The sequence below is a fragment of the Acinetobacter courvalinii genome (assembly GCF_014635545.1).
Lineage (GTDB): Bacteria > Pseudomonadota > Gammaproteobacteria > Pseudomonadales > Moraxellaceae > Acinetobacter > Acinetobacter courvalinii.
Genome location: NZ_BMDA01000001.1, coordinates 2,064,403 through 2,083,878 on the forward strand (window position 1 = coordinate 2,064,403; position 19,476 = coordinate 2,083,878).

The following is a 19,476-nucleotide window of genomic DNA, read 5'->3' on the forward strand; positions in this document are numbered from 1 at the left end:
CTTTCCTCCTAATGCTTTAGAAAGAAAGTTAATGGACTTAACCTTTTACTAAATATAATAAGGTTAAGTTCAAATCAAACTTATTATCTTTCTGCTTCAAAACTACATATTCTCTAATGCTTTTTTTGCCAATACATTTCCATTATCGGCAGATTTTTTATACCACTTTTTAGCTTCATTTAAGTTACGAGGGAAACCATCCGTACCATCATGGTACATTTTTGCAATATTATATTGTGCACTCGCACTTCCATTTTCTGCTGCTCTTGAAAGCCACTCTTTAGCTTTAGAATTGCTTTGTGGGACTCCTAAACCTCTACCATACATTATCGACAAATTATTTTGGGCCTCTGCAAGTCCCTGATTTGCAGCTAAAATATATAATTCAACTGCCTTAGTATAATCTTGGGTAACACCTTGTCCATTACGATACAATAAACCCAAACCATACTGAGCTCTTGCAGAACCTTGATTCGCAGCCTTAGTAAACCATGCAGCTGCCTTCTCATAATTCATAGGTACGTTTTCTAGGTTCTGAACATACATATACCCCAAATCATATTGAGCTTGCATAAGACCTTGATCAGCTGCCTGATTAAGCAATTCTATTGCTTTAGTATAATTTTGAGCAACGCCTGCCCCGTTGTGATACATTATCCCTAAATTATATTGAGCAACTGCATCCCCCTGTTCCGCTTGCTCTGTTAGAGTTTGCAAATCAATATTATCTGCATGAACCATTGTGTTGATTGCTAAACTAAAAATCGTGATTATTAAACTTTTTTTTAAAAAATTCATATTTACCCCTCAAAAAATAAAGTAGATTCAAATATATAATTAATCTCTAGACGCTATAATCCCTTGCACCAAACAATGCAGTTCCTATTCTTACCATCGTAGAACCCGCTGCAATCGCAGCTTCCAAATCAGCCGACATCCCCATACTCAAAGTATCCCAATCTTGCGGCTGTGCATGCAAGGCTTTCACCTGATCAAATAGTGCTTTAGCATCTGCAAATGCAGCATGATTTTCAGGCGCAGGAATGACCATCAAGCCACGTAAACGGATATGTGGAAGCTGGCTGATGTGCTGAACCAGTTCAGCCACTTGTTCTGGCTGGCAACCATCTTTTGAATCTTGTCCATCAATATTCACTTGTAGACAAATATTTAACGGCGCTTGCGATTCCAGACGCTGGCCAGATAGACGCTCGGCAATAATCAAACGGTCAACCCCATGCACCCAGTCAAATTTCTCAGCCAGATGCTTGGTTTTATTGCGCTGTACATGCCCAATAAAATGCCATTCAATTTCTAAGTCCCGTAGTTCCTCAATTTTTTCCAAGGCTTCCTGTAGATAGTTTTCACCAAAACAACGCTGCCCCACTGCGTACATGTCTCGTAAGCTTGATGCAGGATGAGTCTTTGAAACGGCTAACAATTGCACAGTCGCAGGATCTCGCTGAACTTGCTGACAGGCGTGTTCTATTTGATTTAAAACAGTTTGGCGGGATTGTTGCGATTGATTCATTGACACAGTTCTCATTTACGAAATGTTTTTTTGCTTTCCCATTCTTTAAGGTGTTGGTAAGCCGGAATGAAAGCCTTATATTATTCTACAAAATAATGAGACTTTTTGAGTTTGTTTCGGGGAAATTATGGATATTACAGAATTACTCGCCTTTTCGGTTAAAAACGGTGCGTCAGATTTACACCTGTCAGCAGGTATGCCTCCGATGATTCGCGTAGATGGTGAAGTCCGTCGTATCAACTTGCCAGCACTGGAACATAAAGATGTACACCGTCTAGTGTATGACATTATGAATGATAAACAACGTCGTGATTTTGAAGAAGACCTAGAAACTGACTTTTCATTTGAAGTACCGAATATTGCCCGTTTCCGTGTCAATGCCTTCAACCAGAACCGTGGCGCTGGTGCCGTGTTCCGTACCATTCCTTCTAAAGTCCTGACCATGGAAGATTTAGGCCTCGGTACAATTTTCAAGGAAATCTGTGATTATCCACGTGGAATTGTGTTGGTGACAGGCCCGACAGGTTCGGGTAAGTCAACCACCCTTGCAGCAATGATCGACTATATTAATGAAAACCGTTATGACCATATCCTCACGGTAGAAGATCCAATCGAATTTGTACACCAGTCGAAGAAATGCCTGATCAACCAGCGTGAAGTACACCGTGATACACATGGCTTTAATGCCGCACTGCGCTCTGCCCTACGTGAAGATCCGGATATTATTCTGGTCGGTGAGATGCGTGACCTGGAAACCATTCGACTGGCATTGACCGCTGCGGAAACCGGTCACTTGGTGTTTGGTACCCTGCATACCACCTCTGCCGCAAAAACCATTGACCGTGTCATCGACGTATTCCCTGCTGAAGAAAAAGATATGGTGCGTGCCATGTTGTCTGAATCTCTACAAGCGGTGATTTCACAAACCTTATTGAAAAAGAACGGCGGTGGCCGTGTGGCTGCACATGAAATCATGATCGGGATTCCGGCAATTCGTAACCTTGTGCGTGAAAATAAAGTCGCGCAAATGTACTCAGCGATCCAGACAGGTGCCAACTACGGTATGACCACCTTGGATCAAAGTTTGAAAACATTGGTGTCCAAAGGTTTAATCAGTCCGCAAACGGCACGTACCGTGGCGAAACAACCCGAGTCATTCCTATAAAAATAAATGGATTAGAGAAATATCATGGACTTTAATGACTTACTCAATTTGATGATTCAGCAGAATGCGTCAGACTTATTTGTCACGGCGGATGTTGAACCTTCAATGAAAATTAACGGGCAGATTGTCCCTGTTTCAAAAACTAAGCTGTCTGGGGAAATCGTCGGTCAACTGGTACAGTCCATCATGACGGACAAACAGCGTAAAGAATTTGCCGATACCCGTGAATGTAACTTCGCGATCATGAATCGCGAAAAAACAGCCCGTTTCCGTGTCAGTGCTTTTCAGCAACGTGATATGCCGGGCATGGTTCTGCGTAAGATCGAGACCCACATCCCCACCATGGATGACCTGAAACTGCCAGAAGTGCTGAAAGAACTGGCGATGACCAAACGCGGCATCATCATTTTTGTAGGGGCAACAGGTACAGGTAAGTCGACTTCCCTTGCTTCGATGATCGGTTTCCGTAACCAGAATTCCAAAGGCCATATTATTACCATTGAAGACCCGATCGAATTCGTACACCAACATGCAGGTTGCATTGTAACGCAGCGCGAAGTCGGCATTGATACCGACTCATTTGAAGTGGCCTTGAAAAATACTCTACGTCAGGCACCGGATGTGATCCTGATTGGAGAGATCCGTTCGCGTGAAACCATGGACTACGCGATTGCCTTCGCAGAAACAGGACACTTGGTACTCGCGACCCTGCACGCCAACAATGCCAACCAGGCATTGGATCGTATTATTCACTTCTTTGAAGCGGATCGTCACAGTCAGCTGTATATGGACTTGTCGCTGAACTTAAAAGCGTTAGTGGCGCAGCAGCTAATTCCTACACCTGATGGTAATTCACGTCGTGCTGCGATTGAGATTCTGATTAACACCCCGCTTCTGGCCGACTATATCCGTAAGGGTGAAATTCACGAGATTAAAGATCTGATGAAGCGTTCACGTGAGTTAGGTATGCAGACCTTTGACCAAGCCCTATTCGACCTTTATAAGGCAGGTCAGATCACCTACAAAGATGCCTTAAAGCATGCCGATTCGCCAAACGACTTGCGTCTCACCATCAAACTTTCCGAGGAAGGCGCAGACCAGTTATTGAGTGCCAGCCGTAACATTACCTTCGATGGGCAATAGTTCAAACTAAGCCATTAAAAAAAGGGAAGGTTTTTGTAACCTTCCCTTTTTATTTGTTCATTTTTCGTGAACTTTAAAAATGTTAACTCAACTCAGCTTATTTTTTACGATAAGCCTCTTGGCATTCTGTATCACTGCAATAGCCGTAAAGGTTTAAAGAATGGCCCGTTAAGGCAAATTGATGCTTATCAGCAACCGCATGTTGCTCTTGCTCAATAATATCATTTGTAAATTCAACAACTTTGTTACAGTTCAAGCATACAAGGTGATCATGATGATCTTCCTGCATGATTTCAAAAACAGAATGGTTGTTTTCAAAATGGTGACGCTGAATGATACCGGCAGCTTCGAATTGTGTTAACACACGGTAAACCGTTGCTAGACCTACATCTTCACCTTGCTCAAGCAAAGTTTTATAAATATCTTCAGCACTTAAATGATGTTGTTTTGAATTTTCTAATAATTCCAAAATCTTAATACGAGGAAGGGTAACTTTAAGTCCAGCTTTGCGTAAGTCTTGATTGGAAATCGGCATAAAAAAAGGTCTCTCAACAAATCTTAAGTTGGAATAGGCAATAGAGTTTAGATGCAGTATGATCTATCCTTGAACCAAATGCATCATCATTTATCAGGATAGTGTAGCAAAATGCAAAAAATCATGCTGGCGTTGTTCGTCACTTCAGTACTTAGCGGTTGTTCAGTCTTTGGTGTTTATAAAGTCGATATTCCACAGGGAACACCATTAACCAAAGCACAAGCATCTCAAGTACAAGTGGGCATGAGCTTTCAGCAAGTCCGTTTCTTGCTGGGTAGTCCAACAGTGACAGATCCACTGAATCCACAACGTTGGGACTACATCTACAACTACATCCCGGGTACCTATGCGAAAAAAGCAAAAATACCTGCGGCACATGGCCAGCATTTGAAAGTTTATTTTGATGCGAATGGTAATGTCGAACGTCTGGAAGGCTTGGATACGATTCCAGAATCACAACCTGGTTTACCGGCATCAAAAGAAGCGATTTTGACTGCGCCCCCACTATAACGGCTTTGCCGTAAAAAGAAACCCCTCATCGAGAGAATCGTGAGGGGTTTTCTTTATGAGCTTGATGGTCTAAAGCGATTACCCTTGATAAATCGTCCAACTGGATTCTTTTCTGCCCGTTTACGGCGAATATCTTTGGGATTAATGGTTAAGGGACGATAGATCTCGACCCGGTCCCCGGCCTGTAGCACAGTCTCAGCTTCAATCTTGCTACCAAAAATTCCCAAATGTAAAACTTCTGGCAGGCACACCTGCTCGGCTAAGCCACTGGCATCAATCGCCTGCTGAGCCGTCATTCCCTCACTGAATGCAACCCTAAGATGAAACTGCTGCTCAGGTGTGGTGTAAGCCACCCAGACTTGTTTGATCGGTTCCATTTAAATCACTTGCCCGATCACTGCAATAATCGCGACCACAATTGAAAGGGGTAACACAATACGGATCGCAATACGCCACAGGTTATAGAACAGCTCATTGCTAAAGCCCATGGCTTTACGCAGATGACTGATCTTCATGATCCAGCCCGCAAACAAGGCATAGATCAGGCAAATGACCAGTCCCCATAGCATCAATACAGTATTAAAAACTTGCTCAACTTGAGGCACTGCCCATACAACAACGGCTGCAAGTAAAATTGCCCATTGCACTACAACCGCCAGCTGGCGCTGCGCCAGTTGCTCTTTTGCAAACTGGATTAATAAAGCAGCTGACATCAGGGCAGCAAAACCCCAGGCCAACGCAGGCAACTGAGCCTGAATCGAGAAGAAACCAAATGCAATCACGGCAAGCAGTTGAGCTATCCAGATCGGCAACACTGAAGTGGTTGCAGCTTCCTGCTTTTTCACTATCGCCAGACTACTCTGCCAATATAAGCCCAAACCTAGACCACTTGCGACCAAGGCCAGCACGGTCGCATTGCCCCACTCGCTAAACTCCACACCTGTCCAGTGCCAAGCCTGTAACTGGGTGCCCATCACATTAGCAAGAACGAACGCAGCAACCACACCAATGGTGGTCAAAGCAATCAGGAATTGACGAGGAATAAAAGAAAGTGCAAATGCCACAAGCGCAAGAATCGCGAACAGGATCTGACTCGAAATATTAGATGCCAGTTGCGCATTCACCACATGGCTTGCAGTGCTTAATACGCTACCTGCAAAAAACGGGACGAAAACAACTGCTAACCAGCCAACCAGGCGCCATTTTGGTGAAGCATCGGCATCACGGGTCAGGCTTGAAAGGGCTTGCAATGCAGTGGTTTGTGAACGCTTCGCTAAAGCGATTTCAAGATAGCCGATTGGCAGTGCCAATAAAATCATGGTCCCTAACCAGAGCAACCAGAAATCGAATTGACGATCAATCTGGATACCCACCGTCGGTGCCAATGTGGTAATCATGACAAAAGATAGGCAAAACGCCATCACTGGGGCAAACCAGCGTGACAGAGTTGTGTCCTGCATAATGCATTCCTTGAAAAATCTTTGAACTCATTGCGCTTTATGGTGTTTGCAATGAAATATTCAATCTATTTTGCCTTTCTCACGCTTGAAAATCAAAACAAAAGATCGCAAAAGAAAAAAGCAAATCACCTCGTCAAGATGATTTGCTGCGCACCAGTTATTATTTTATTCATTCGACCCCCTGTATATCACTCATACCAACCTTATTATTATTTATAACAAGGGATCTTTTTTTATTATCTTATTATTATGAGAAGAATCGAGAAAACCAGTTCTTCCCTTTTTTCTTTTCATTTTCTTTAATAATACCAATCATATTTTCTTTGACGGCACCGACATAATCGGCATCATCATGACGAATATGATTAATCAACCACTTTGATAGTGCTTCATGTAGCTCACTATCAATTTCCTGCCCCAATTCAAAACGCTGACGATAAGTCTCTATCTTTTTGATAAATAAGTCATGTACCCGTTTATGCGGCACACGATATTTATAATTTGCTTCTTCCTGCAAACTTTCTTCAAAGGTAAAATGAGACTGGGTATAATCAATAATATTATCCAGAATCCCCTTTAACTTTGCACGATCATCTTCTTCTTTTAATTCATCAATTTCATTAATATAATCTAGAATACGACGATGTTGATCATCGATCACCTCGATTCCTGTATTATATTCGACAGACCATTTCATACCCATATCGAACCCCAAACCATATTTGATTTATTGAATACGGATATAATATCGGTAAAGTATTTAAATAAAAACGCAGCATTTTTGTCAGGTTTGCATTTTTTATTAAAAAAACATAATAAACTATTGTTTTATATTTAATTTAATATTTTTACCGATCAAAACACTCAAGTATTTTTTAACCAGTAAGAAAACTATCTATCTAATTTTATTGATATAACCAGAAAAATGAGTACTAATTTTTTTAATAAAAACAGTTAAAACATATATTCTGGTTATATCTTCGATATTAATATTGGTCTGCTTTGGTGATTCGTTTTAATGCTGGATTTTCTGCCTCGCGGATTAAACGCTCGACTCGGGTTAAAGCATGCAAAATCGGTTTGCCACACTGAAATAAGATCATTTCCCCCGGCTGGTAGGCAGTCCACGCTTCGTTATGCGTTAAAGGTTCTGTGGTAATCACTGCCACACGATCGTCAGGCGTCGTGACCTGACTAAAATCAACTTCGACATCGAGATCAATTAAGTGTGCATGCTGGAAAGGGTATTCGCGTACCAGCCAGTGCAATTTGGTGGTGGCATAGCTATACAGCGCCTTGCCATTGGACAAACAAAAATTGAAAGTTCCATGCTCGGCAATTTGTGGAGAAATGCGCTGCAATAATGAAAAAATTTCTTCTAAACTTGGCTCGGTATAACCAAATGCCTCAACCATCTGATCGAGTAAATAGCAAAATGCCAGTTCACTATCGGTATTACCAACCGGTTCGAAACGACCGCTTAATTCAGGTTTAAAGTCATGCAAATCGCCATTATGGGCAAAAATCCAGTGTCGGCCCCACAACTCTCGCAAGAAAGGATGTGAGTTCTCCAGATTGATTTTGCCTTGAGTCGCTTTACGGATATGCGCAATGACATTACGAGATTTGATCGGATAGTTACGAATCAGATCGGCAATCGGAGATTCGACTGCAGACTGGTTATCGACAAATAGGCGGCAAGCCTTATCTTCAAAGAATGCGATACCAAAACCATCACAATGATCAGACGTGACCCCTGCTCGTTGGGAAAACCCACGAAACGAAAAGGTAATATCTGTCGGGGTAGCACAATTCATTCCTAATAGCTGGCACATATCTTTTAACTATCTAACATCTATGCCTATTGTGCATGAGGTTGAGATCGCTTGTAAATCTGAATATGTGCTCACTATTAGATTAAGAATGATAAAGCACTAACGCTGCACCATTTTGTTCATGACAAAAGACATGGCAATCTTGTTCACTTCCAGAAACACAAAATAATCCAGACATTTAAAGTCTTCATCATAAAATGCCTGTTTTGAAAGTTTCGACTGCATACCCAAATAGGTCTGGAATAGTTTTGGCATGCGCTCATCTTGTGGAAAGCTATAGTCAGGACGTTCTGGTTCAAATATACGCTTTGAGCGAATATCAATACTTTGATGCTCACCTAGTTGCTGAATCTGGCGATGGGTATAATAAGTACGGGCCAGATTATCATCTAAATGGATACTGACACAGCCCATTAAATATTTGGCACGCATTGACCATAATACTTTAGGCACCAGATTCAACCATAGCATGGAGAGTGCTTTACCAGAACGAAATTGAGGGTGAACACAGGTTCGACCAATTTCTAAAACACTCGGTAAATGTGATAAATGCGGAACAATTTCAAATTCTTGCGCGCTGTAGCTCTGCCCGATTTCATGGCCTTGAAATAATTTCAAGCGGGTATAGGCAACAATTTCACCTGTCCACTTCTCACGTAAAACGGCATGTTCACAGCCAAAATCATACAGGTCCTGATCTAAACCGTCTTCAAAAGACATGCCAAACTGATGGCTAAATTGCGTCGCTCTAAAACGTTGTACATCTTGTAATTCTTTTAAATTATCCACCCATTCAAAACGGAACTGGTTTTGAGCTGGTTTGTGGCGTAAAGGTAAAGTCAATGTCTGGCGATATTGATTTAATTTTTCTAGCATAATGAAAGCTCCTTATGACTAGCTTTACCTTAAAGCGTGTAAATGACATTGAGATGACTAAAACATGAACAACACATGACGAAAAAAAGAGGCCCTATTCAGGCCTCAATTTTTTAATCGGCAGAATTAATGCTTGACCCGATTGGTAATTAAAGTTCCTACCCCATGATCGGTAAAGATTTCCAACAAACTTGCATGCGGTACTCGTCCATCAACGATATGCGCACTTACTACACCACCTTTTACCGCATCGAGTGCACAACCCACTTTTGGAATCATGCCACCGTAAATCACACCGGTTTCAATCAGACGATCAACTTCTTGCGTGGTCAAACCTGTCAACAGGTTCTTATTTTCATCCAGTACGCCACTGATATTGGTCAATAAAATCAGTTTTTCTGCACCTAAGGCTTCTGCAACCTTTCCAGCTACAAGGTCTGCATTAATATTATAGGTATTGCCTTCTTCATCGACACCTAGCGGTGCAATCACAGGAATAAAATCACTTTGGGTAAACATTTCAAGGACGTCGGTTTTCACACCTGTGACTTCACCCACCATCCCCAAGTCAATTTGCGAAATGGAACCATCCGCTTCCTGCTTTTCCATCAATAACTTACGCGCACGCAATAGGTTGCCATCTTTACCAGTTAAACCGATGGCACGACCACCATGTTTGTTAATCAGGTTCACAATCGATTTGTTGACACTACCGCCCAATACCATCTCAACCACTTCCATGGTCGCTTCATCTGTTACGCGCATGCCATCAATACGGTCAGATTCCTGCCCGAGACGTTTTAATAATGAATCCACTTGTGGACCGCCACCATGTACAACGATCGGGTTTAAACCGACTGTTTTTAATAACACGATGTCACGGGCAAATGAACTTTCCAGTTCAGGATCAGTCATCGCATTACCACCATATTTTACAACCAACGTTTTTCCTGCAAATCGTTGGATATACGGCAAAGCTTCAATCAAAATTTTTGCTTTATCAATGCCGATATGTTCATGTGGCATGCGTCTCTCCTTATTAAGCCTGTGCGAGTTCTTGTGCAATCTGTGGATAATGATCTTGCAACATGGAAACAAACTTCTGGCGAATATCGATTAACCGGTCCGGATTGTCTGCATCGAAGCGGACGGTAAAATATTCACCCGTATTTGATGCTCGAATAATGCCAAAACCATCGTCAAAATCAAGTCTTACCCCATCTATTTTACTTAAACGTGCGCCTAAACGGTGACTTAAAATCTCTATTTCATTTAAAACCTGTTGCGGGTTGGCATCATGGGTACTGATATAGGTATCTTCTGTACAGTAACGTTCAGGATAAATACTCAGTAATTCAGACAAGCTTTTTGCGGTGGATTGAGTCAGATATTCCATCACCCGCAGGGCCGCATAGAGGCCGTCATCATAGCCATAGCCACGTCCGTCATTAAAGACGTAATGACCTGCATATTCTCCGCCAAAAACGGCCGCACCTTTGGATTGAGATAAATAGGCCCGTAAGAAGCTGCTGCCAGTACGGATCATTTTAGCCTGACCTGCCAGTTGCTGAACCGTATCCGCCACCATACGCGAGCATTTCACATCAAATACAATTTCTTTTTGCGGATGCTGCTGTAAACAGATTTGTGCAAATAGGGACAACAACCGGTCAGGGCTAATAATATTTGCCTGCTGATCCAGCAATACGACCCGATCCCCATCTCCATCCAGGGCAATACCCAGTTCCGCCTGCTCTGACAGGATCACCGCCTGTAACTGCTTTAAATGCTCGGCATGGGAAGGATCGGGTGCATGATCAGGGAAATGTCCATTGGCTTCGCAACGTAATGCGATCACCTCACAGCCTAACTTTTCCAGCACTTGTTTTGCACAACGGCCTGCCGAGCCATGTAAACCATCCAAAGCTACTTTTAAGGGACGTGCCAGATCAATATCATCAATTAAAGACTGTTGGTAAGGTAAACAATATTGAGAAATGATCTGATGCGGGCGAATATCGGCGGAGAAATTTTCATTTGCGGCTGGTTGGGAAATCTGGGCAAGCTGTCCGACGGATTGAATCATCTCTGGGCTCGGAGGCTCCCCTTTCACAATCCATTTAATGCCGTTATCGGACTTTGGATTATGACTGGCGGTGACCATAATGCCATTCCCACCAAAATCCCGGGCAATGTAATACATCATTGGCGATGAGCAGCAACCGATATTGGTGACTTGCAATCCTTGTTGCTGAAGAACGTGCTGAATAATTTCAGCATAATGAGGACTACTTAATCGCGCATCATACCCGACCACAACCTGATGCTGTCCAGCATTTTTATAGTGTAACGCCAGGGCATGCGCAATTGAACAAATAATATTTGGCGTGAGATTTGAAAGTTTTCCGCGAATATCGTAGGCACGGAAAATATTCAAAGGAAAAGTTTGTTGTATATTCACAGCAAGCCCCTATTTTTATAATCATTCTGATTATGCAAGATGGCGAAATTATTAAGTAATTAACTAACCCTTGTTCAGAAAAATTAAAATAATTAATCAGTTGCTTTGTAATATACTTTAAACAAACAATCAATATGAAAAATGCAACGTTTTCCAGTAAAACATTGCATTTTAAGTGATATTTACCGGAAACTTATTGTTGACCAGTATGTCCAAAACCACCCGCACCACGCTCGGTAGCCACAAATTCACTGACTTGTTCAAACTCAGCTTGTACCACAGGTACCAGCACATATTGTGCCAAACGCTCACCTGGCTCTAAACGGAAGGTGTTTTGACCACGGTTCCAGACCGAGACCATCAATTCGCCTTGATAATCTGAATCAATCAAACCGACCAGGTTGCCTAAAACGATCCCGTGTTTATGACCTAGACCTGAACGCGGTAAAATCAAACCTGCAAAGTTTGGATCTTCGATATAAATCGCCAAACCGGTTTTCACTAGAACCGTTTCACCTGGTGCAATATCAATCGCTGCATCTAAACATGCACGTAAATCTAAACCTGCCGAACCTGTGGTGGCATAAGAAGGCAAAGCCCACTCTTGACCTAAACGCGCATCTAATACTTTAACTTGGACTTTCATTACAACTTCCTACTTACAAACTTTTATCGTTTCAACAATGCTTTTAAATTGGCAAGATACTGCTGCGCCTGCTCTTTTGGATCGACATTCGGTGCCAGTTTCTTTTTACGGCCATGCCATTCCAGATCGTCTTGCGGCATTTCATCTAGGAAACGACTTGGGGTCATTTGACGCATTTGCCCGCCATTCTTACGCTGTTCTGCCAGAGTCAAAGTTAAGCCCTGACGCGCACGGGTAATGCCCACATACATCAAACGGCGTTCTTCTTCGATGGTTTCCGATGCAATCGAGTTCTTATGCGGTAACAGTTCTTCTTCTAGACCGATCATATACACATAAGGAAACTCCAGCCCCTTTGCCGCATGCAACGTCAACAAGTTCACCTTATCGGTGTCTTCTTCTTCCTGTTGCTGCTCGAGCATATCCAGCAATACCAGTTTGCGAATTACACTTTCAATATTTTTCTCATCGACATCATCGGTTCGATTCAACAGGTTTTGAATACTGCTATACAAACTTTCGATACTGTCGAGCTTGGTTTTTTCCTGGGCAGGTGTTGCGGCCTGTTCGCGGATATAATCGATATAGCCCGCTTCATTGATCATTTGACGAACCTTTGGCATCGGCTCATCATCATCAAGTAACTCACGGGTAAATGTCGCGATAAAATCTGCAAACTCATGCAATTGGGTGGCCGCTTTCTTCGGCAACACCATGCTTAGGCGCTGATCAGACGATGCCGTAAGCAAAGACAGGGTATTCTCCTGTGCAAATAAACCGAGTTTTTCCAAAGTCACCGGGCCAATGGCACGTTTTGGCGTATTAATAATACGCAAGAATGCACTGTCATCTTCAGGGTTAATGATAAGACGCAAATAGCTCATCACATCCTTAATCTCGGCACGCGCGAAGAAGGACTGACCACCCGACAATTTATAAGGAATCTGCATCTGGCGCAGTTGGGTTTCGATTACGCGAGCCTGGAAGTTACCACGATACAAGATCGCATAATCTTTCCAGTTTTTACCGTTCATCAACTTATGCGTGATCAGGTCTTTCACCACGCGCTCTGCTTCATCATCGTCATTTAAGCAGGTAATCACGCGAATGCTTTCACCATGCCCCTTATCACTCCACAATTTCTTGTCGAAAATATGCGGGTTATTCTCAATTACGGCATTGGCCGCTTTTAAAATACGACTGGTCGAGCGATAATTCTGTTCAAGCTTAATCACTTTGAGATTATGGAAGTCTTCTTTCAATAACGCCATATTTTCAGGCTTGGCACCACGCCATGCATAAATCGACTGGTCATCGTCACCTACGGCAGTGAACTGCCCCATCACCCCAACCAATAGCTTGACCAGAGTATATTGCGCAGTGTTGGTATCCTGATATTCATCGACCAGCAAATAGCGAACACGGTTTTGCCATTTATCCCGTACTTCAGCATTTTCCTGAAGCAAACGTGTCGGCATGACAATCAGGTCATCAAAGTCTACCGCGTTATAGGCACGCAAGTTACGCTCATACAGCTGATAAAGATGGGCAAACTGGACGTCTTCAACCGTTTCACAAGTTGAATGGGCTTGTTCTGGAACGATCAGGTCATTTTTCCAGTCCGAAATTTTCTTCATTGCCTTGGCCAGCAGCTCTTTACTCTCTGCCCCTGACAAGTTGTCACGCTGCATCAAATCCATCAGGATTCGCTTACAGTCGTCCGCATCTAAGATAGAAAAGTTGTTTTTAAGCGGTAAGTGTTTTAATTCGAGACGGAGTAAATTCAAACCAAAAGTATGGAAGGTCGAAACCGAAAGTCCTTTTGCTTCTTCACGTGACAGTAATTTACCGACACGCTCCTTCATTTCACGTGCGGCCTTATTGGTAAAGGTCATTGCGGTAATACGGTAGGCTGGAATGCCACATTGCTGTACTAGGAAAGCCACTTTTCGGGTAATCACCGATGTTTTACCCGAACCTGCACCTGCGAGTACCAACAAAGGCCCCTGAACATATTTCATGGCTTCAAGTTGCTTGTCATTAAGTTGACTGGCAGATGACATTGGTTATTCCTCTCTCGTTTCCGAGCCTGATTTTTCGAGCACAATTATAGACATCTATGTTTTAGAAACCCAATAGTAAATCCAGGGATATGTATAAATTATGATGCCTTGTACAAATGCTGCGCCACGGCTTGTCGCCTGACTGGATAGACAATAAAAAAACCACCCGAAGGTGGTTTTTTAGAAATCAGTAAAAATTACTGTTTTGCATAAATGCTGATTTCTACACGACGGTTTTGCTCTTTACCAGCAGCAGTCGCGTTTGAAGCGATCGGGTTAGAAGAACCATAACCTTGCGCATCGATACGGCTAGAAGATACGCCTTGACCAGCTAAGTAGTTCTTCACTGATTGCGCACGTGCTTGAGATAATGGGATGTTGATTGAATCGTTACCGGTATTATCTGTATAACCCGTTACCAAGATCGCACTCTTGTTATCTTCACCTAAAGTTTGCGCTACTTTGTTTAAAGTGCTGTAGAAGTTAGGTTTGATGTTTGATTTGTTAGTATCAAAAGTAATGCTACCCGGCATAATTAACTGAACAGAACCATCTGGGTTACGACCTACTTCTACGCCAGTACCAGCCATTTGCTCACGTAATTTTTTCTCTTTATTGTCGAGATATAAACCACCAGCAGCACCAAGAACAGCACCGATTGCCGCAGCACGGTTGTTTTGTTTACTTGTATTTGCGTTACCTTTAGATACGCCATAACCTGCTGCTGCACCAATTAATGCACCTAAAGCAGATTTGTCATATTCTACGCCACCGATGTTATTACCAGTCGTTTGGCAACCAGAAAGTACCAATCCAGCCCCTACGAGTGTTGAAATTACTAATGCACGCATTGCGTAGCTCCTGTCTATGTATTTTGTTGTCTGGACAAATAATGAATGAGAAAACGGCCCTAGACCATTGATATTTTGTTAATAATAAACACTTTATTTGTATTTTTGTAATATTTTGATGCATTTTACTTGAATAAAGCATCACAATTTCTTCATGTTTATGCTTTTCACACAATATTTTTTTTATGTGACCCTCATCACACGGATACCTTTTCTGATCTCAACCAGGGAAAACCGGTATTTAATCGGAAAAAGTAGCTTTATGCCGTTTAAATATATAAAAATTGTCAACTTCTGAAAATATACAGTTGTATTTCAACATCTGTTGTTTATAGTTGGAACATCTCATTTTTCAAACCTCTGCACTCAAGGCTCGATTTATGTCTAACGCCAATAAAAAAGCGTCCTTATTGCAAAAAGTCAGTAAAGGATTAACCGTTAGTTCAGTGATTACAGGCAGTACATTTTTTCATGGTCCTCCTGTCCTGGCATTAGGTTTAACCAAATTATTTAAAAAATCATCAAAAGTAGACGAAACCAATATTCAGATCACCAACAGCTGGCTCGGGGTAAATAACTGGTTAATTGACAATGTATTGCCAGATCTACACTGGGATATCAGCATTGATGAAAGCCTTGACCTGAATTTGCAGGGCCGATATATGATGATCTGCAACCATCAAAGCTGGGTCGATACCACAGTCAATCAATATTTTGGCCTAACCCGTATGCCGCTGACCCGCTTCTTTACCAAATGGGAACTCATTTTTATTCCATTTGTCGGGCAGGCATTCAAAATCCTCGGCTTCCCGATGATGAAACGTCACACCAAAGAGCAAATCGCAAAGAATCCGGAACTCAAATCGCGTGATATGCTGGAAGCACGTAAAGCCTGTGAACAGTTACTCAGTCAGCCTTTTACCTTACTCAACTATTTAGAAGGAACTCGCTTTACCCCTGAAAAACATACTGCACAGCAATCCCCTTATCAGAACCTGCTTAAACCTAAAGCCGGTGGTCTGGCTTTAGCACTGAATATTCTCGGCGATAAAATTGATGCTTTGGTCGACATGACCATTGTTTATCCAGACGGTGCGCCGGGTTACGGCGAATTCTGGCTCGGTGATGTGTCTCGTATCGCTGTAGATTTACGTAAGATTGAAATTCCAGACTGGGTACTGGGTGGTCATTATGAAGATGACCCGGTTTACCGTGAACGCTTCCAAAAATGGGTGGACCAGATCTGGACTGAAAAAGACCAGCTGATTAGCCAAATGAAAGCCAGATACCAGCAATAGTTGCACAAGGAATTGTAGTAAGACATGACCCAGCCGGACTCAGGAAACAACTCTAAATATAACTATGTCAATCCGAACAGCAAGTTCTTCAAGCTGTTTCTGGTCTATGACATTTTTATGGTCTTTATTATTGTTTTTAACCTGTTCTGCTTGGGCATGAACTTTTTCCTGATGAGCAATATTGGGAGCTGGTTTTTTAATACCATCCAGCTTCCGACGGTGCTGGAGTTTTACCGGACTCATCTACACCCGTGGGTGATTACCACCGAAGCCTGGTTTATTATCTTTTTAATTGTTGAACTGGTGATTCGCTGGTTTCTGTCGATTGTGCAAAAACACCATGCACGCTGGTGGTTCTTTCCTTTTGTACACTGGTATGAAATTCTGGCGATCATTCCCTATTTCCGTTTTTTACGTTTGTTCCGTGCAGGCGTGATTGCTTACCGTTTATATGAACTCGGTTATAAAGTCGTACCAGACGGCATTCGCATCAAAGCCGTGTTTTATTATCGCGTGATCATGGAAGAATTATCAGATCGTGTCGTGATTACCGTGATTGACGGAATCCGCCATGAACTGCAAACCAGTTCGCATCATAAAAAAATTATTCATGATCTGGTCGATCATCATCGACAACTGTTTACGGTGACCTTGGCCTCGATGCTACAGGAGTCGCTCGCTGCAGCATTACAACAACAGCAACCTCTGATTACCCAGAAAGTGGGCGTTATTGTCAATCAGGCCATTGAAGATACGCCCGAACTGACGCAACTGTTACGCTTGATCCCGATTGTGGGGGGAAGAATCGAACAACAGATTCAAAGTATTGGTCAACGTTTAGGTGAGAATATCACGGCTGGTTTGATTGATCCTTTTATAGCGGGATCAGCTCAGCGGCCAAATGCAAATTATCAATATATTGCCGAGCAGGTCAGCCAGTTGAATATTGATAATCAATATCTGGAAAAACTGGTCGAATCGGTGGTATTTGAAAGTCTGGAAGCGATCAGAAAACAAGTAAAAGTGAAGCAATGGCAGCAAACTTTGCAAGAAACTGATCAATTGGATAAAAAAGCAGAATGATTACAAGAAAAATTACCAATCGAGCTAGAGAATTCGTGTAATTTGTTCTAGCATTTGCTTTTATTTACAACTGCTTTAACACATATAGAGCGCTTAAAAAGCCCTGAAGGATAAATTATGGCTGATATACGGATTACGGGCAGAATGGTGAATTTTAGTCGACTCACGTTCGACACAAATGACCATAATGCAATCCGACAGCAACTTACCAGCACCCTGAATGAAGGTTCCTATATCGGTACCCTGGTCATTATTGACAGTACGGTTGAGCAAGAACTGATTGCCTTGATTCAACTCTTGATTGATCTGGGTTTACAGCCGATGGCGGTGATTGACGGCATCTTGGGTGATGAAGCCCGCGCCATTCAATTCCCAGTACTACCTGTCGATCAGCCGTTGCAACGTATCAAGGCCTCAAAAGAACAGGTGGTTGATCCTGCTCCGGCAAAAGCCGCAGATAATTCAGCAATACAAACACCACAAAAAAACACATCGAATGCCTATATCAGCTCGTATCATGATGAAATTTTGCGTACAGGCCAATGTTTGGTGCAAGATCAAGGTGATATCATTTTAAATGCAGGCATGAATAGTGGTTCGGAAGTAATTGCATCTGGAAATATTCACATTTATGGCAATGCTCGTGGTAGAGTCATTGCAGGTGCAGGTGGACAAGCTGCAGCACGTATTTTCTGCCATTCGCTAGAAGCCGAACTCATCTCGATTGCAGGGACCTATTGTGTAGCCGATGATATTCCCAAAGATATGATCAAAAAGTCTGTACATATTTATTTAAATAACAAGCAAGAACTTGAATTTGAGGCCTTGCAGTTTTAATTTATCTCATTAAACACCAAAAAAGCCCTTTTAGGGGCGTATGACCATAAATAGGAGTGGATTCGGTGGCCAAAATTGTTGTCGTAACGTCAGGCAAAGGTGGTGTAGGTAAAACTACAACAAGTGCATCTTTTGCAACAGGTTTAGCCCTACGTGGTCATAAAACTGTTGTGATCGATTTCGATGTGGGTTTACGTAATCTTGATTTGATCATGGGCTGCGAACGCCGTGTAGTTTATGACTTTGTCAATGTCATCAATAATGAAGCTCGCTTACAACAAGCACTCATCCGTGATAAAGATATTGAAAACTTATATATTCTCCCTGCGTCACAAACCCGCGATAAAGATGCGTTGAGTGATGATGGTGTAGCACGTGTGATCGACGAACTTTCGCAAGAATTCGATTACATCATCTGTGACTCGCCTGCAGGTATCGAGCGTGGTGCGATTCTAGCCATGTATCATGCCGATGAAGCGATCATTGTGACGAATCCTGAAATCTCATCAGTACGTGACTCTGACCGTATTATTGGTATGCTTGATAGCAAGACCAAAAAAGTTGAACAAAACGAAGGTCGTATCCGTAAGCATTTATGTATCACCCGTTTCAATCCGGAACGTGCGGATAAACAGGAAATGTTAACGATCGACGATATTTCTAAAGATATTTTACGTGTGCCGACTTTAGGGGTAATTCCTGAGTGCCCAAGCGTACTTCAAGCATCAAACGAAGGTAAACCCGTGATTCTGTATTCAGATGAAAAAGCTGGACAAGCTTATGATGACTTAGTGGCTCGCTTCCTTGGCGAAGACCGTCCTTATCGACACATTGCAGTACAGCCAAAAGGTTGGTTAGCTAGACTATTTGGAGCGTAATTATGGCAGGATTCTGGAGTAAACTTTTTAGCAGTGATGAAAAACCATCAAGTGCACAAACTGCCAAAGATCGTTTAAAAGTTATTGTTGCATCTGAACAAGGCTTGGGCCGTCGCTTAGGCCAGGATAAAATCGACCAAATGAAAAAAGAAATCATGCAGGTCGTCAGCCGTTATGTTCGTGGGGTGGATGAACAGCATATTCAAATGCAGGTTCGTTCAGAAGCAAACATTGAAATGCTAGAAATGAATATCAATTTACCTGAAGATCGTTAGAAGTTTTTTCATTAGCGATTTTTCGTAAA

21 protein-coding genes are annotated in these 19,476 nt (G+C 42.4%); 8 read left to right on the plus strand and 13 right to left on the minus strand.

What is annotated here, in order from left to right; genetic code table 11:
* Positions 1-102: 102 nt before the first annotated feature.
* Positions 103-798 carry a tetratricopeptide repeat protein gene (locus tag IEV39_RS09425; protein WP_005284013.1) on the minus strand — a complete coding sequence of 232 codons (696 nt, stop codon included), beginning with the start codon at positions 796-798 and terminating at the stop codon, positions 103-105.
* A 46-nt stretch (positions 799-844) separates the two neighbouring features.
* Complete coding sequence (locus tag IEV39_RS09430) at positions 845-1,531, minus strand: YggS family pyridoxal phosphate-dependent enzyme (RefSeq protein WP_005284010.1); 687 nt, start codon at positions 1,529-1,531, stop codon at positions 845-847.
* A gap of 127 nt (positions 1,532-1,658) precedes the next feature.
* Here IEV39_RS09430 and IEV39_RS09435 point away from each other — a divergent pair, with 127 nt between their 5' ends.
* Entirely contained in the window at positions 1,659-2,696 is a 1,038-nt protein-coding gene (locus tag IEV39_RS09435; RefSeq protein ID WP_004770978.1) for a type IV pilus twitching motility protein PilT, read from the plus strand.
* A gap of 24 nt (positions 2,697-2,720) precedes the next feature.
* Positions 2,721-3,839: a PilT/PilU family type 4a pilus ATPase gene (locus IEV39_RS09440; RefSeq protein ID WP_004770977.1), complete on the plus strand. Its 1,119-nt coding sequence runs from the start codon at positions 2,721-2,723 to the stop codon at positions 3,837-3,839.
* 97 nt (positions 3,840-3,936) lie between these two features.
* Here the strand turns inward: IEV39_RS09440 and fur are convergent, their stop codons facing one another.
* The gene (fur, locus tag IEV39_RS09445; protein WP_005284007.1) at positions 3,937-4,374 is read right to left on the minus strand and encodes a ferric iron uptake transcriptional regulator; all 438 of its coding nucleotides are present in this window, start codon (positions 4,372-4,374) and stop codon (positions 3,937-3,939) included.
* Between the two features lie 111 nt (positions 4,375-4,485).
* Between fur and IEV39_RS09450 the strand changes: the two genes are divergently transcribed.
* Positions 4,486-4,884 (plus strand): outer membrane protein assembly factor BamE, encoded by a 399-nt coding sequence (locus IEV39_RS09450; protein WP_004655148.1) that lies wholly within the window; start codon positions 4,486-4,488, stop codon positions 4,882-4,884.
* A 53-nt stretch (positions 4,885-4,937) separates the two neighbouring features.
* Here IEV39_RS09450 and IEV39_RS09455 read toward each other — a convergent pair whose 3' ends face one another.
* The 10 genes from IEV39_RS09455 to IEV39_RS09500 form a co-directional block, all read right to left on the minus strand.
* Positions 4,938-5,261, minus strand: a complete 324-nt coding sequence (locus IEV39_RS09455; protein WP_005284004.1) for an RnfH family protein — start codon at positions 5,259-5,261, stop codon at positions 4,938-4,940.
* Positions 5,262-6,344 carry an SLC5/6 family protein gene (locus tag IEV39_RS09460; RefSeq protein ID WP_005284001.1) on the minus strand — a complete coding sequence of 361 codons (1,083 nt, stop codon included), beginning with the start codon at positions 6,342-6,344 and terminating at the stop codon, positions 5,262-5,264. It lies immediately after the preceding gene.
* Between the two features lie 247 nt (positions 6,345-6,591).
* Positions 6,592-7,047, minus strand: a complete 456-nt coding sequence (locus tag IEV39_RS09465) for a bacteriohemerythrin (RefSeq protein ID WP_005283998.1) — start codon at positions 7,045-7,047, stop codon at positions 6,592-6,594.
* Positions 7,048-7,330: 283 nt separating this feature from the next.
* Entirely contained in the window at positions 7,331-8,179 is an 849-nt protein-coding gene (locus tag IEV39_RS09470; protein WP_032867878.1) for a class II glutamine amidotransferase, read from the minus strand.
* 99 nt (positions 8,180-8,278) lie between these two features.
* Positions 8,279-9,055 (minus strand): GNAT family N-acetyltransferase, encoded by a 777-nt coding sequence (locus tag IEV39_RS09475; RefSeq protein WP_005283995.1) that lies wholly within the window; start codon positions 9,053-9,055, stop codon positions 8,279-8,281.
* Positions 9,056-9,181: 126 nt separating this feature from the next.
* Positions 9,182-10,081, minus strand: a complete 900-nt coding sequence (gene argB / locus IEV39_RS09480; RefSeq protein ID WP_005229070.1) for an acetylglutamate kinase — start codon at positions 10,079-10,081, stop codon at positions 9,182-9,184.
* Positions 10,082-10,094: 13 nt separating this feature from the next.
* Positions 10,095-11,516: a phosphomannomutase/phosphoglucomutase gene (locus tag IEV39_RS09485; protein WP_005283992.1), complete on the minus strand. Its 1,422-nt coding sequence runs from the start codon at positions 11,514-11,516 to the stop codon at positions 10,095-10,097.
* A 193-nt stretch (positions 11,517-11,709) separates the two neighbouring features.
* Positions 11,710-12,162, minus strand: coding sequence for a dUTP diphosphatase (dut, locus tag IEV39_RS09490; protein ID WP_005229068.1), 453 nt, complete (start codon positions 12,160-12,162; stop codon positions 11,710-11,712).
* A gap of 23 nt (positions 12,163-12,185) precedes the next feature.
* On the minus strand, positions 12,186-14,225 hold the full coding sequence (gene rep, locus IEV39_RS09495; protein ID WP_005229067.1) for a DNA helicase Rep: 2,040 nt from the start codon (positions 14,223-14,225) through the stop codon (positions 12,186-12,188).
* 197 nt (positions 14,226-14,422) lie between these two features.
* Positions 14,423-15,076 (minus strand): YiaD family glycine zipper/OmpA-like lipoprotein, encoded by a 654-nt coding sequence (locus tag IEV39_RS09500; RefSeq protein WP_004770962.1) that lies wholly within the window; start codon positions 15,074-15,076, stop codon positions 14,423-14,425.
* 380 nt (positions 15,077-15,456) lie between these two features.
* On the opposite strand from IEV39_RS09500, the gene yihG reads away from it, so the two are divergent.
* The 5 genes from yihG (at position 15,457) to minE (ending at position 19,447) form a co-directional block, all read left to right on the plus strand.
* Positions 15,457-16,374, plus strand: coding sequence for a 1-acylglycerol-3-phosphate O-acyltransferase, YihG family (gene yihG, locus IEV39_RS09505; protein WP_005283989.1), 918 nt, complete (start codon positions 15,457-15,459; stop codon positions 16,372-16,374).
* A 24-nt stretch (positions 16,375-16,398) separates the two neighbouring features.
* Entirely contained in the window at positions 16,399-17,457 is a 1,059-nt protein-coding gene (locus IEV39_RS09510) for a hypothetical protein (protein WP_005283985.1), read from the plus strand.
* Positions 17,458-17,574: 117 nt separating this feature from the next.
* A complete protein-coding gene (gene minC, locus IEV39_RS09515; RefSeq protein ID WP_005283982.1) occupies positions 17,575-18,294 on the plus strand; it encodes a septum site-determining protein MinC in 720 nt (239 codons plus the stop codon).
* Between the two features lie 65 nt (positions 18,295-18,359).
* The gene (gene minD, locus IEV39_RS09520; protein ID WP_005229058.1) at positions 18,360-19,172 is read left to right on the plus strand and encodes a septum site-determining protein MinD; all 813 of its coding nucleotides are present in this window, start codon (positions 18,360-18,362) and stop codon (positions 19,170-19,172) included.
* 2 nt (positions 19,173-19,174) lie between these two features.
* The gene (gene minE, locus IEV39_RS09525; RefSeq protein ID WP_004655180.1) at positions 19,175-19,447 is read left to right on the plus strand and encodes a cell division topological specificity factor MinE; all 273 of its coding nucleotides are present in this window, start codon (positions 19,175-19,177) and stop codon (positions 19,445-19,447) included.
* Positions 19,448-19,476: the final 29 nt, after the last annotated feature.